This is a genomic window from Tautonia rosea, assembly GCF_012958305.1.
Classification (GTDB): Bacteria; Planctomycetota; Planctomycetia; order Isosphaerales; family Isosphaeraceae; genus Tautonia; species Tautonia rosea.
In genome coordinates this window covers 75,454-88,195 of sequence record NZ_JABBYO010000020.1, presented here as the reverse complement: position 1 = coordinate 88,195, position 12,742 = coordinate 75,454, and the positions used below count along the sequence as shown (strand labels likewise).

Annotated in this window: 12 protein-coding genes; 3 read left to right on the top strand and 9 right to left on the bottom strand. The window is 66.4% G+C overall.

Annotation, left to right across the window (positions count from 1 at the left end):
• Window positions 1-53: 53 nt before the first annotated feature.
• The 5 genes from HG800_RS24520 to HG800_RS24500 form a co-directional block, all read right to left on the bottom strand.
• On the bottom strand, window positions 54-1,052 hold the full coding sequence (locus tag HG800_RS24520) for an NAD-dependent epimerase/dehydratase family protein (RefSeq protein ID WP_235963940.1): 999 nt from the start codon (window positions 1,050-1,052) through the stop codon (window positions 54-56).
• 22 nt (window positions 1,053-1,074) lie between these two features.
• Window positions 1,075-2,130 carry a lipopolysaccharide heptosyltransferase II gene (waaF, locus tag HG800_RS24515; RefSeq protein ID WP_169980564.1) on the bottom strand — a complete coding sequence of 352 codons (1,056 nt, stop codon included), beginning with the start codon at window positions 2,128-2,130 and terminating at the stop codon, window positions 1,075-1,077.
• Window positions 2,131-2,179: 49 nt separating this feature from the next.
• Window positions 2,180-3,244: a tetraacyldisaccharide 4'-kinase gene (gene lpxK, locus HG800_RS24510; RefSeq protein ID WP_169980562.1), complete on the bottom strand. Its 1,065-nt coding sequence runs from the start codon at window positions 3,242-3,244 to the stop codon at window positions 2,180-2,182.
• Window positions 3,245-3,281: 37 nt separating this feature from the next.
• Window positions 3,282-3,914, bottom strand: coding sequence for an SGNH/GDSL hydrolase family protein (locus tag HG800_RS24505; protein ID WP_169980560.1), 633 nt, complete (start codon window positions 3,912-3,914; stop codon window positions 3,282-3,284).
• Between the two features lie 171 nt (window positions 3,915-4,085).
• Entirely contained in the window at window positions 4,086-4,280 is a 195-nt protein-coding gene (locus HG800_RS24500) for a hypothetical protein (RefSeq protein ID WP_169980558.1), read from the bottom strand.
• A gap of 265 nt (window positions 4,281-4,545) precedes the next feature.
• Between HG800_RS24500 and HG800_RS24495 the strand changes: the two genes are divergently transcribed.
• Window positions 4,546-5,991 (top strand): DUF1501 domain-containing protein, encoded by a 1,446-nt coding sequence (locus HG800_RS24495; protein WP_169980556.1) that lies wholly within the window; start codon window positions 4,546-4,548, stop codon window positions 5,989-5,991.
• Window positions 5,992-6,060: 69 nt separating this feature from the next.
• A complete protein-coding gene (locus tag HG800_RS24490; RefSeq protein WP_169980554.1) occupies window positions 6,061-7,443 on the top strand; it encodes a hypothetical protein in 1,383 nt (460 codons plus the stop codon).
• A 28-nt stretch (window positions 7,444-7,471) separates the two neighbouring features.
• On the opposite strand, the gene HG800_RS24485 is transcribed toward HG800_RS24490, so the two are convergent.
• The 3 genes from HG800_RS24485 to HG800_RS24475 all read right to left on the bottom strand — a co-directional run bounded on the left by HG800_RS24485 (window position 7,472) and on the right by HG800_RS24475 (window position 11,037).
• On the bottom strand, window positions 7,472-9,367 hold the full coding sequence (locus tag HG800_RS24485) for a chloride channel protein (RefSeq protein WP_169980551.1): 1,896 nt from the start codon (window positions 9,365-9,367) through the stop codon (window positions 7,472-7,474).
• A gap of 201 nt (window positions 9,368-9,568) precedes the next feature.
• Complete coding sequence (locus tag HG800_RS24480) at window positions 9,569-9,805, bottom strand: hypothetical protein (RefSeq protein WP_169980549.1); 237 nt, start codon at window positions 9,803-9,805, stop codon at window positions 9,569-9,571.
• A 146-nt stretch (window positions 9,806-9,951) separates the two neighbouring features.
• Window positions 9,952-11,037: an isocitrate/isopropylmalate dehydrogenase family protein gene (locus tag HG800_RS24475; protein WP_169980546.1), complete on the bottom strand. Its 1,086-nt coding sequence runs from the start codon at window positions 11,035-11,037 to the stop codon at window positions 9,952-9,954.
• A 406-nt stretch (window positions 11,038-11,443) separates the two neighbouring features.
• Here HG800_RS24475 and HG800_RS24470 point away from each other — a divergent pair, with 406 nt between their 5' ends.
• A complete protein-coding gene (locus tag HG800_RS24470; RefSeq protein WP_169980543.1) occupies window positions 11,444-11,785 on the top strand; it encodes an Mpo1-like protein in 342 nt (113 codons plus the stop codon).
• A 61-nt stretch (window positions 11,786-11,846) separates the two neighbouring features.
• Here HG800_RS24470 and HG800_RS24465 read toward each other — a convergent pair whose 3' ends face one another.
• Complete coding sequence (locus tag HG800_RS24465) at window positions 11,847-12,617, bottom strand: urease accessory protein UreD (protein WP_169980541.1); 771 nt, start codon at window positions 12,615-12,617, stop codon at window positions 11,847-11,849.
• Window positions 12,618-12,742 lie beyond the last annotated feature (125 nt).

Sequence of the window (12,742 nt, the reverse complement as noted above, 5' to 3'; positions counted from 1 at the left end):
GCTCCCTGGACCGTTGGCCGGGATTGTCGGAGGGTTTGCGAGAACGGTCAAGGTCAGTCGGTCGATGGGTGGCAGGCGATCGGCGTCGATTCGGAGCGATGGTTGGGAGACGGCGGGGGGTGAGGAGCATCGGGCCGGAGGGATCGGGGGCGAACCGAGTTCCAGAGGTCGGCCAGGCTCTCGTCGATCGGGATGCGAGGAGACCAGCCGGTGTCTCGCCTGATGGCGGCAATGCAGGCGCGGGAGTCGACCGGGCCGGGGCCGGGGTTCGGGTCGGAGGAGACGACCACGCGACGGCCGCTCAGGGCGATGAGGCGGTGAAGACCGTCGCCGATGCGGTGCGAGGAGCCGGTCCCGACGTGATAGACCCGTCCCGGATGACCACGGAGGGCCAGCGCAATCAGGGCGTCGGCCACGTCTCGGGCGTCGATCAGGTCGCGGCGGGCGTCGAGGTTTCCGGTCTGAAGGGAGAGCGGGTCGGGGCTCGGCGCGGCAAGCTGCGCGGCGAAGCGGCCGAAGGCCTGGGAGGACGGCATGCCCGGGCCGATCGGGTTGAAGATGCGGGCGGCGATTCCCTCAATCGGCCTGGGGCTGGCGACGGTGGCCTGGGAGGCGAACCACTTGCTCAGGCCGTAGGGGGAATCGGGTCGGCAGGGGATCGTCTCGTTGGCGGGAAGCAAGGCTTCGGGGACAGGACCCAGCTCGGCAGCTGATCCGGCGCTGACGATCCGGCAAGGCCGGCCGATCGCCTGTAAGGCCCGCAGCAAGGCCAGGGTCCCGCCCGCATTGACGCGGTGCAAGGTCGCCTCGTCGGCCGGAGGAGTTAGGCCGGCGAGGTGGAGAACGACCCTCGGTCGTACGGTGGCGAGGGCTCGGGAGAGGCTGGCGGGGTCGTTGAGGTCGGCGCGGAGGAAGGCGTCGGCGGGCCAGCCCTCAGGGGGCCGACGGCCGAGGGCGATTAGCCGAGTGATCCCGAGATCGGAACAGACCATCCGATTCAACAGATGATGGCCAAGAAATCCGGAGCCTCCGGTGACGAGCCAGGTGGACATGGGGGTTGCTCCTGGGACTTCGTCAGGCCGCTCGGCGGGAGGACGGCCGGGAGAGGAGGCGTCGGCTGGCCTCGAAGACGGCATCGGGGTGCAGTTCGGTCATGCATCGGTGGTGGCCGAGCGGGCAGACGGGTTTCTGGCACGGCCCGCAAGGCACAGGCTGTTGCAGGTGGATGGCCAGGGGGTGATAGGTGCGTGTCCAGGCAATGTGGGTTGGGCCGAAAAGGCTGACGACCGGCACACCGAAGCCAGCGGCGAAGTGGCGGGGGCCGGAGTCGGTGGTGACGAGCAGGGCCGATCGGCGAACACTGGCCTTGGTCAGGCCGATGCTCACCGGTTCCTCGGCCAGGCTGACCACGTCGGGATGCGAGGCCCCAGCAACGATTGCCCGAGCCGAGGCCCGTTCGGCAGGACCGCAGACGACAAGCACCTTCACCCCAAGCTCGCTCACCAGACGACGGGCGAGGGTGGCGAAGTGGGCGTCGGGCCAGTTCTTCGCCGGGCCGAAAGCGCCTCCCGTGTTCAGGCAGACGACCGGCCGATCGCCGAGCAGGCCGAGCCGCTGCCAGGCAAGGTCGGCGGCCTGCTCGTCGTCGGCGGTCGTGAACAGCTCGCAGGCAAGCGAATCGACCGGGCAGTGCAAGTGACGAGCGAGGGCGAGGTAATACTCGACGATCGGCACGGGGGAGAAACGGCCCCGAGGATCGCGGGGGGCGTGGAGGTGGTCGGTCAGCAGGAGGCCGCGACCGCCCCGAGCGTAGCCGACCCGGCGCTCGACGCCTCCGAGCCAGGCCATGAGGGCCGATCGGATCGAGTTCGGCAGCAAGATGGCGAGGTCGTACCGCTCGTCACGCAACCGGGAAATGACACCGGGCATCCGTTGGTCGGGGTCGGCTGATTTGGGGTGAAAGGGGATGAGGTCGTCGAGCCAGGGAGCGCCATCGAGCGTCGGGGCGACGTTCGGCTTGATCATTCCGGAGATCCGGGCGGTCGGGAACCCCTGGCGGAGGGCTCTCAGGGTCGGCGTGGCCATAACGGTGTCGCCGACGAGGTTCGGGCAGAAGACGACGATCCGCATCGGGGAATCCTTTCCCGAAGTCGGAGGGGGAGGAGGCGACGGACGAGCGTCAGGGCCCCGGGTCGAGAGGAGCCTTCGCGGCGATCCGATCGAGCGAGGCGTCGAGGAGGTCGGCCCCGTCGAGCAGCTCCAGACCGATCCGAACCGCGCGCAGGGGAACAGGCCCCAGATGATCGAGACGAAGCTTGACCGAATCTTTCTGCGTGGTCAAGGCCAGGCTGGCCTGATGCTCGCGAGCCCAGGAAATTAGGGAATCGACATCCGAGCGATCGTACGGATGATGGTCGGGGAAGGTCCGGAAGGCGACGAGGTTCGCCCCGAGGCCAAGGACGGTGCGGCGAAACCCTTCCGGATTCCCGAGCCCGCAGAAGGCGACGACCGGGCCGGATCGGGCAAGATCGAGCAGAAACGCCTGGCCGGCATCGTCGATCAGGTCGCGGGGCGCGTGACGCGCCTCGGCCCAGGGCAGGGGCCCGGCGTGGCGTTCGGCCTCGGCCCGAATCGCGCGGCGATCGTCGGGGGAAACAAGGTCGGCCCGCGAAAGCACCACGACCCCGGCGCGACGGAGGGAGCGGATCGGCTCGCGGAGCAGGCCGCGGGGGAGCAGATGGCCGAGGCCGAACGGGTCGAGGGCGTCGATCAGGACGATGTCGAGATCTCGGGCGAGCCGACGGTGCTGGAAGCCGTCGTCGAGGACGAGGACCTGGGATTCACACTCCTCCACGGCGATCCGGGCCAGGGAGACGCGGTCGGGGTCCTGAAAGTGGGGGACGTCGGGCAGGTTGGCGTCGAGGACGAGCCCCTCATCGTTGAGACCCTCGGTCGCGCCGTAGCCTCGGCTGAGGATGGCGACGCGGAGGCCGAGCCTGCGGAAGTGTCGACAGGCGTATTCGACCATCGGCGTCTTGCCGGTGCCGCCGACGGTGATGTTACCGATCGAGACGACCGGCACCTCGGCCCGTTCCACCCCCCGGCCGCGATCAAACCGAGCGTTCCGGGACGTGATTCCGATGCGGTAGCCCGCGGAGGCGACCCGGAGCGCCGCCCTTGCCATCGCAGCTCGGGGGCCAAGCGTTTCGCCCCGGATGAGTCGGTGAAAGGCGATGCGATCCATCCGTGGACGGTCCTTTTGGTCGGGGAGGAAGACGAGATCAGCGGTAAATCCGGGCGGCGAGGTTTGAGACGTCTTGCTCGGCCACGACCCGACGGATCAGGCGGGCGATTTTACCGCCTCCGAAGGCGGAAGGCTCGATCGGGGAGAGCGTTGAAAAGTCGTCGGGGTCGTTGCACGCCAGGCGGAGGTCGATCACCGAGACGATGGAACGCGACGCCTCGCGAAGGATCACTTCATTGAACACGGACAGCCCAGCCCGTTCGGCGGGGGAGAGGCCGGGGATCGCATCGTAAATGGTGCAGACCGTAACGGCTTTGTGCAATGACTGAAGTCGGTCGAGCATGGCCCGATAAGCGGCCTGGAACGCGTCCCGGATCGCGTTCAGGGCGGTGAGCACCTCGGCCACGGAGTCGGCCGGCTCGTGCAGGATCCAGGAGCGAGCGCCAAGCGCATCGTTGCCTCCTGTGCTCACGACCAGATGCGTCGCGTCTCGGGGAAGACCCTTGAGCTGTCGGGCCACGTCCTCGGTAGATGCACCATCGACGGCCAGCTGCGTGACCCGCCAGCTTGGGCGCAGATGCTTCTGCAGATGATCGAGGACCGACGGCCCTCCCGGCACATACGCGGCGTTGTCGAAGATCGAGTCTCCGAGCAAGACGACGTGGGGCATGGCAATCGCTTCCAGTTCACACACACACAAAGACCAGACTTTCGACCGCTACCGAATCGAACCGATGATAAACGCTGAGGAATGCCCTGGCCACGTGGGCGTGGAAGACCTCGATCGCAAGCCAATCGACCGGGATTCCGAGCCTGTTGTTGGCGGAAACGGCCGAGCGATTCAAGCATGGGATCGACACATCCAGGCCGCTCCGATCGTCGCTCCGGTCAGCACTGCCTCCAAATTGCCCAGGGCCCACGGAACGGTAACGGCCGACGTCCCGGGCACAACCGAGGCTGCCCAGCACGCAAACCAGAGGATCGAGGAGCCAAGTCCTGCGGCGAGCAACCAGGCCCGTTGCCAGGTTCGAGTCATCACGGTTCTCCCAATACGGCTGCCTTGGACACGATCGCCCCGCGTCTTGCGGAATCCCCAGTTGAGGGGATCCTGTGAAGTCGAGACGCCCCGAGTCATCCCAACCTGCACGATGCCTCGGAGTCAAGCACTCGACCAAGGTCCGACTTGCCCGAACCAGGCCGGATCGGATAGGTTGAATGCTTGTTGATTTTCCCTCCGAAGGGCTGCGGGTCGCGGGATCGGTTGGGGTGAACGAGGGGACGCAAGACAGGGGGAGGGCTGCATGAAGCGGAGCGTCAACCAGGGCTGCGGGGCCTTCCGGTCTGGTCTTCAGCGTTCTCGGCGCGAGTTCCTCCGCGCCGGAGGGCTTGGACTGCTGGGCCTCAACCTGCCGACCTTGCTGAATGCTCAGGCCCGATCGAGCGGCGTGCTTGCCCCACCCTCCAGCTTTGGCAAGGCCAAGGCCTGCATTCTTCTGTTCATGTGGGGAGGCCCCGCGCAGCAGGAAACCTGGGACCTGAAGCCCGAGGCTCCGGAGCAGGTCCGCGGTGAATTCAAGCCGATCGAGACGAACGTTCCCGGCCTGATGATCTCCGAGCATTTCCCCCGCCTTGCGACCCGCTGCGACAAGCTCGCCGTGATCCGATCCGTCCACCACCGCGACGTGAATCACACCACCGCCACCCACGAACTGCTCACCGGTCACCCGATCCCCCGGCCCGGCGGCGGCCCGATGAACGAGGATTGGCCCCACTACGGAGCGGTCCTCGAACACCTCGACCACTTCCAGCGCCGCTCTCCCTTGCCCCCTTATGTCCAGTTCATGCCCGTCAGCACCGACGGCGCCCCTCGATTCGTCGAGCAGAGCCACGGCCAGGGAGCCGGCTGGCTCGGCCCGGCCTTGAATCCGTTCTCGATTGATCACGACCCCAGCCTCCCCAATTACGACGTCGGCGACTTCCGCCTTCCCGCCGAGGTTGGCCCCACGCGACGAGACGTTCGCCAGGGGCTCCTCCAGCTTGTCGAGCAGCAGGCCCGGCACCTGGAGCAGACTCCTCAGGTCGATGCCATGTCCTCCCACTACGAGCGTGCCCACGCCTTGTTGACCGACCGCCGCGCGATGCAAGCCTTCGACCTCTCGAAGGAAGACCCCCGCCTCCGCGAGCGCTACGGCATGCACGCCCACGGCCAGGCGGTCCTGCAGGCTCGCCGGCTCGTCGAGGCCGGTGTGCCCTTGACAACGGTTTTCTGGCAGAACGACGGTATCACCAATGTCAGCGTCTACTGGGATACGCACAACCGCAACTTCATCGACCTGAAAGACCGCCTCATGCCCCCGGCCGATCAGGCCTTTTCCGCATTGCTCGACGACCTGGAGGCCCGCGGCCTGCTCGACGAGACCCTCGTGGTTTGGACCGGCGAGTTCGGCCGCACCCCCAAGGTCGGCCAGTCCGTCGTCGGCGGCGCCGGGGCCGGTCGTGACGGCCGAGACCACTGGGCCCACTGCTTCAGCACGGTTCTCGCCGGTGCCGGCATCCGCGGCGGTACCGTGTATGGTGCCTCCGACCGCTGGGCCGCCTACCCCTCCCGCGATGCCGTCACCCCCGCCGACATCGCCGCCACCATCTACCACTGCCTCGGCGTTGCCCCTGAGCTTGAGCTGGTCGACACCCTCGGCCGCCCTTTGCGGCTTTGCAACGGAACTCCCATCGGCGGCGTATTAGGCTGAGTCTCGTTGGGGGTATCTTTACGTGCTCAAAATTGCCAATCTAAAATTGTGATGAGAATATCCCATTCCATGACTCGCCGTGCCGCTCTCGGTGGCCTTGCCGCGATCGCCGGCAGCCTGGCCCGATCGGCTCGCGGAGCAAAACCAGAACAAGGCTTCCGCCTCGCCACCTTCTCGACCGACGTCACCATCCCCCTCGGCCACCCTTGCATGGGCGGTGGGGTCGAGCCCGCCTCCGAAATTCGCGACCCATTGCTCGCCCGGGGCATCGTGCTGCTCGGCCCCGATCATCCCCTGGTCGTGGTCGCCGTCGATTGGTGCGAGATCCGCAACGACGCCTTCGACCGCTGGCGATCGCTGCTGGCCGAGGCCGCCGGCACCACTCCGGAACGGGTTCTCGTCAACAGCATCCATCAGCATGATGCCCCCGTCGTTGACCTCGAAGCCGAGCGCCTGCTCCGCAGTCATGCGGCACGGGGAAGCATTTGTGACCCTGAATTTCATGAACATGCCGTCCAACGTGTCGCCGCCGATCTGAAGGCAAGCCTCCCGTTGGCCCGTCCGGTCACCGCAATCGGCCTTGGAAGCGCCCCGGTCGATCGGGTCGCCTCCAACCGCCGCTACCTCCTGCCTGATGGGACGCCCTCCTTTTCACGAGGCAGTGCGACCCGAGATCCGTACCCTCAGTCTCAGCCGGAGGGAGTCATCGACCCCCTTCTGCGCACGCTGAGTTTCTGGCAGGACGAACAGCCCCTCGCCGCCTTGCACGCCTACGCCGTCCACCCCATGAGCACCTACGGCCGCGGCCTCGTCTCCAGCGACTTCGTCGGCCTCGCCCGCACCCGCCGCCAGGCCGACGATCCCACGGTTTTTCAAATGTATCTGTCCGGATGCAGCGGAAACGTCACCGCCGGTAAATATAACGACGGCTCCCCCGAATACCGCGACATCCTCGCCGATCGCCTCCACCTCGCCATGGTCGCCTCCTGGCAGTCCACGCAGCGAACTCGGCTTGAACGGGTCTCCTTCCGCTCTGTCTCTCTCGACCTCCCTCCTCGCTCCACTGGTTCCTTCACACCCGAGGCCCTCCTCGACCGGCTCAAACACGACCCGAAGCCCTTCGGCCAGTGCCTCGCCGCCCTCGGACTGAGCTGGCAGAAGCGGTACGAGCAAGGACGCACGATCGACCTGCCCGCCATCGACTTCGGCCCGACTCAGATCGTTCTCCTCCCTGGTGAGTCCTACGTCGAGTACCAAATTCTCGCCCAGCAGCTTCGCCCCGACCAGTTCATCATGGCCCTCGGTTACGGTGAATGTGCCCCCGGCTACATCCCCACCGACCAGGCCGTGTCGGAGGGCGACACCAACCTTAACGAATGGTGCTGGGTCGCCCCCGGCGCCGAGCCTCGCCTTCGGGCTGCCCTCGCCGACGTGCTCGATGCCTCTCGTTGAGCATGGAACGTTGCCGAGCGATCCGCGATCAGGCTGCGGCCGGCTCGGTGGGGGACCGAAGGGCCTCGATCTGGGCGGTGTAGGCCCTGACGAGATCCTTGCGGCCGAGCAGACCGAGCAGGCGATTCGGCCCGTCGGCCGGGACGACGGGTAACTCATCGACGTTCAGCTCGGTCATCCGTTTCAGGGCGGTATGCAGGTCGTCTTCGGGGGTGACGGTCATGGGAGGCCGGGCGATATCGTCGGCGACGACCAGCGCGCCGAGGTTTCCGGTCCCCAACAGGGCCAGGCGCACATCGCGCAGGGAGAAGATGCCGGTCAGCAACCCTTCGTCGTCAACGACCGGGAAGAGCGTCTCAGTCGACCCCGCCACCCGTCGCACGACCTGGCTGAAGGGAGTGGCTTCGGGCACGATCTCCAAGCCCTCGGTGCGGACTCGGACCTGGTCGACCCGGAGCCGCTCCAGCACGTCGACGACGAAGTCTCCCTGGTGGGCCGGGCTGTCAACCGGCGAAGCAACCTGCTCCTCGTAGATCGTCCAGCGTCGGGAGAGCCCGACATTGAGCCCGCACACGAGCATCAAGGGAACGAGCAGGCTGTACGATCCGCTCATCTCGCAAACCAGGACGATCGAGGCCAGCGGCGCCTTGGAGACCCCCGCGAAGAAGCCCCCCATCCCCACCAGGGCAAACGCGGCGGGGTTCAGATCCCAGGTTGGCAGCGCGGCGTCAAGCAACTGGCCCAGCGCGCCGCCGAGCATCCCGCCGATGAAGATCGACGGACCGAACACACCCCCACTGCCGCCGGAGCTGATCGTCAGGCCGGTGGCGACCGTCTTCAGCAGCGCCAGGCTCAGCAGCAGCATCACGCCCATGCCGGGGTCGAAGACGGGCTGGTCGGGCAGGACCAGCGAGGGCGGCATGCCGATCGCTCCCCATTGCACCCAGCCGTATCCGCCGGTCATCAGTTGCGGAAACGCCAGCGCCATGATCCCCAGCAACAGCCCGCCGATGGCCGGCTTCACGTGCCTTGGCAGTGGCAAGGGGCGGAACAGATGATCGCGCATTCCATAGAAGACCCGTACATAGAGCCAGCCAACCCCCGCGCAGGCCAGCCCGAGCAGGGCAAACAGGGGCAGCTCCAGCAGGCCGTGAAACTCCAGGTTCGGGACGATAAAGATCGGCCTCGGGGTGATGAACAGCGCGAAGGTGGAATAGGCCACGATCGCGCTGGCCAGGCATGGCAGGAGCGCGGCCGACTCCATCGCCGCCGTCAGGTACAGCACTTCGCAAGCGAACAAGGCGCCACCCAGCGGCGCCCGGAAGATGGCCCCGATTCCCCCAGCGGCACCGGCCAGCATCAAGAGCCGGCGCTCGTCCGGTGTCAGCTTCAGCAACCGAGCCAGGAACGACCCGAAGCCGGCACCGACCTGCGCGATCGGCCCCTCCGAGCCGGCCGAACCTCCCGAGCCGATGGTGATGATCGACGAGAGCCCCTTGATCAAGGGCACTCGGCCCCGAATCTGGCCTCCGCCGCGGTGGAAGGCGCGAATCAAGGCATCGGTGCCGTGCCCTTCGGCCTCGGGGGCCCAGGTAAAGACCATCAGCCCGGAGATCAGGCCGCCGAGGGCGGGGATGAGCAGGACGAGCCACCAGGTATTCGGATATGAGATCGGGTGCGGCGTTCCCTCTCCCGTCGGCGGCGGCCGCAAGCCCATCCACTCACCGAGCACCCCGTGAACCACCGCTTCCAGCAGCAGCAAAAAGGCAACCGCCCCCAGGCCCGACACCACCCCCACCAGCGGGCTGCACACGCCGACCCGCCCCGAGCCCGGCGTCGCCCATCGGGTCGCCAGGTGGTTCATCAGCCGGAAGACAACCTCGAAGCGGCGGGAAGGTGTGGGAATGGGATTGGAGTCAGCCATCGGCCTTGCTCGGTCCGGGTCGCGGTCGGGGATCGGAACGGCCCGATCGCCGCGTTGAGGGCTGCCAAGCGGTTCGACCCGGCGGACACCATTCAGGTCCTGCGCCGAGGAACCATGATCGCTATAGCGATTAAAAAATGAGAATATACCAATGTGTCCACTGGCCGTGAGTCGGCCGGAGCCGAACGTCTGACCGACTGATCAGCCGAGAGCTTCGGGCTTGCGGAAGGCCAGCCAGAGGCCAGCGAGGCCGAGCAGGATGCCACCGAAAAGGAGCGGCCCCAGTTCGTCATCGCGAAGCAGTCGAGCGATCGAGGGGGCCGGCAGCGGATCGTCACGATCTCCTGCGCCGAGGGTCGTGAAGCCGATCGCCATGAGGATCATGAAGCCGCCCGCCACGATGGCGGCGAGGCCGCCCAGCCTGGAGGCAAAGTCCATGGACGGACTCCACGAGGACTCGCCAGGAGGGTGGCGAATGCGTCAACCCGAGGGTTCGATGAGACGAACGGGGGGCTGAGATCGAGACGATCCCAGCCTCCCGAGTGTCTCATCCTGAGACCGTCATGAGCAAGGGCTCATAGACCTCAGCCCATGGCCTTGATGATGGCGTCGGCCATCTCGGAGGTACCGACGGCTGTGGGGTCGTCGCGGTGGGGCTTCATGTCGTAGGTGACATCCTTCCCTTCGGCGATGACCTGGGCGACGGCCTTTTCGAGCCGGGCGCCGGCATCGGTTTCGCCGAGGTAGTCGAGCATGAGCTTGCCGGAGAGGATCAACGCCACCGGGTTGACCTTGTTCAAGCCCTTGTACTTGGGGGCCGAGCCGTGGGTCGCCTCGAAGACGGCTCCCTTGTCGCCGACGTTCATGCCGGGGGCCATGCCCAGGCCGCCGACGAGGCCGGCGCCAAGGTCGGAGAGGATGTCACCATACAGGTTCGGCAAGACAAGCACGTCGTACAGTTCGGGCTTCTGGACAAGCTGCATGCACATGTTGTCAACAATGCGCTCGTCGAACTCGATATCGGAGTTCTGCTTGGCGACTTCCTCGGCGGTCTTGAGGAACAGACCGTCGGAGAATTTCAGGATATTGGCCTTGTGGACGGCGGTGACCTTCTTGCGGCCGTTCTTGCGGGCGTAGTCGAAGGCATACTGAACGATCCGGCGCGAGCCTTCAACGGAGATCGGCTTGATGGAGATGCCCGAATCAGGGCGGATGGACTTGCCGCCGAGGCGCTTGATGGTGCCGATCAGCTCGGCCGTTTCGGGCTTGTCCAGCTCGAATTCGATGCCCGCGTACAGGTCTTCGGTGTTCTCTCGGACGATGACGAGATCGATCTTGTGATCGGAGAAGGTGGTGCGAACTCCTTCGTAGATCTTGCAGGGGCGGACGCAGGCATACAGGTCGAGCACCTGGCGGAGGTAGACGTTGACCGAGCGGAAGCCGGTGCCGACGGGGGTGGTAATCGGAGCCTTCAGGGCGACCCCGGTGCGCTTGATCGACTCGAGGACACTGTCGGGCACAGGGGTGCCGAGTCGTTCCATGACGTCGACGCCGGCCTCCTGAACATCCCAGTTGATTTTGACGCCGGTGGCGTCGATGCAGCGTCGGGTGGCCTCGGCCAGTTCGGGGCCGGTACCGTCGCCAGTGATGAGGGTGACTTCGTAAGCCATGAGGGCGATGCTCGCTCGTCTCGCGAAAAGGGAGTGTCCGGGGAACGGAACGGGGCCCTCGCCTCGCAAACGCCGAGATCCGTTGCCGTGGGCCGTTGCGAGACGAAGGGCGGCTCGGGGCGGGGGAGCGGCTTGCGAGCGAGGGCGAGGAGTGGCTATCCTGGCAACTGGCCAGTACGTTGCGTTAGGGGTTCAAGCTACCGAGCCCCATTGCCAGCGTCAAGCGATGCGGTCGGGTCGTTGAGACGCGATCGGAGATTCGGACGGGACGTTCTGTTTTCGGTCGTTCGCCCGCCCCGGTCTCGATCGCCGCCTGGAGACCTTTGCCAAGCGTTGTGGCCGATCGCCAGGGTTGTGATCGACCTGGGCCGCCCCCGTTGCGTGAACACCTGTGAGACTTGCACCGATGATCTGCCCGCCGCTCTCGCCGGACCCGGTCGTGCAGGACTGGATCGCCCGACACCGTCGGCCGGTCAATTTCGTCCTCCACATCCTGGCAATTCCGCCGACCATTCTGGGGGTGCTGTACATCCCGATCTACGTCACCCTGCTGTCGGTCCCCGTCTTCATGCTGGCGTTTTTGCTGTTCGACGGCGGATTCCTCGTTCAGTTCCTCGGGCATGCGATCGATCGATCGGAGCCGGGCGAAGTGACCTTCTTCAAGAAACTCTGGCGGCGCTTCTGCGAGCAGCGCGCTCGATCGCGGTCGGCCGCGGTGGGCGGGGCTGCAGGACGCGACGCGCGGTGATCTGTGGTGTTTCTGCGGTGATGAAGAAACGCCTTATCGGCCTCTCGTCGGCCGAGGACTATTAGGTTCCCGACGATCCGCCGGGCGGCGTCGAGAACCAGTGATTCGGCGCCAGGTCGCTCGACTGGAGCAGCCAGGGAGGGGAGCCGGGACCATCGGTCCACTCGGCAGCAATCTGCAGGGCCGTCTGGACGAGCGCCGCGGTCACACGAGACGGCTCGCCGCACCATCGGACGCAGCAGCCCCCGGCATCGAGCGGGAAAATGGCCTGACGCAGGCCCGGTCCCGGCTCGGGGAGCGACTCCGGAATCGGCCCGGAGGCGTAGAGGCATCCGGAGGCAAGCTCGCCCCCGAAGTGCCAGGTCACATCTGACGTCGACCACGGCCCGTCCCATCGGAAACGGTCGCGGTAGAGGAGCCTGCCGGATCGGCGCACCTCGAAGTCCTGGACGATCCGATCGAAGACGAACCGCTCGGAGAGGCTGCCACGTTGGTACCGACCGGCCAGCCAGATGTCTCCCCAGATGACGCGGCCCGTCGGCGCCAGCTCGACCCGGCCTCGCTGGTAGTAGCGGCAGCCTCGGTACGGAATTGCCGGCCCGGGTAGAACGACGAGAATCGAGTCATCCTCGACCGCCACCTCCCATTGTTGCGAGCAGAAACTGTCAGCGGCGGGATGGATGCGGGTCGCAGCCTGGCCCGTCACGACCGATCGGGTCCCGCTCCGGGCAAGCAGCTCGATAAGCTGAGCGTCGCCATCAAGCAGGCCGGCGGTCAGGGTGATCAGGTAGAGCAGGGCGGCCGGTTCGTCCTCGATGGCGAACGGGGGCATCAGTCGAATTGGGATTTGTTGATAGCATCGGCCGAGGCGGGTCTGTCCCCGGTCGTGGATCAATTCGATCCGGGCGCCGCCAACGCGGGCGGCGGGGTGCCCGAGAGACTCGATGCCGACGAATT

What these genes read in the sequence shown, in the direction of transcription:
- HG800_RS24500 (WP_169980558.1), bottom strand. Translation starts at nt 4,280, where the DNA reads ATGACTCGAACCTGGCAACGGGCCTGGTTGCTCGCCGCAGGACTTGGC.
- HG800_RS24495 (WP_169980556.1), top strand. Translation starts at nt 4,546, where the DNA reads ATGAAGCGGAGCGTCAACCAGGGCTGCGGGGCCTTCCGGTCTGGTCTT.
- HG800_RS24520 (WP_235963940.1), bottom strand. Translation starts at nt 1,052, where the DNA reads ATGTCCACCTGGCTCGTCACCGGAGGCTCCGGATTTCTTGGCCATCAT.
- HG800_RS24475 (WP_169980546.1), bottom strand. Translation starts at nt 11,037, where the DNA reads ATGGCTTACGAAGTCACCCTCATCACTGGCGACGGTACCGGCCCCGAA.
- lpxK (WP_169980562.1), bottom strand. Translation starts at nt 3,244, where the DNA reads ATGGATCGCATCGCCTTTCACCGACTCATCCGGGGCGAAACGCTTGGC.
- waaF (WP_169980564.1), bottom strand. Translation starts at nt 2,130, where the DNA reads ATGCGGATCGTCGTCTTCTGCCCGAACCTCGTCGGCGACACCGTTATG.
- HG800_RS24465 (WP_169980541.1), bottom strand. Translation starts at nt 12,617, where the DNA reads ATGCCCCCGTTCGCCATCGAGGACGAACCGGCCGCCCTGCTCTACCTG.
- HG800_RS24505 (WP_169980560.1), bottom strand. Translation starts at nt 3,914, where the DNA reads ATGCCCCACGTCGTCTTGCTCGGAGACTCGATCTTCGACAACGCCGCG.
- HG800_RS24485 (WP_169980551.1), bottom strand. Translation starts at nt 9,367, where the DNA reads ATGGCTGACTCCAATCCCATTCCCACACCTTCCCGCCGCTTCGAGGTT.
- HG800_RS24480 (WP_169980549.1), bottom strand. Translation starts at nt 9,805, where the DNA reads ATGGACTTTGCCTCCAGGCTGGGCGGCCTCGCCGCCATCGTGGCGGGC.
- HG800_RS24470 (WP_169980543.1), top strand. Translation starts at nt 11,444, where the DNA reads ATGATCTGCCCGCCGCTCTCGCCGGACCCGGTCGTGCAGGACTGGATC.
- HG800_RS24490 (WP_169980554.1), top strand. Translation starts at nt 6,061, where the DNA reads ATGACTCGCCGTGCCGCTCTCGGTGGCCTTGCCGCGATCGCCGGCAGC.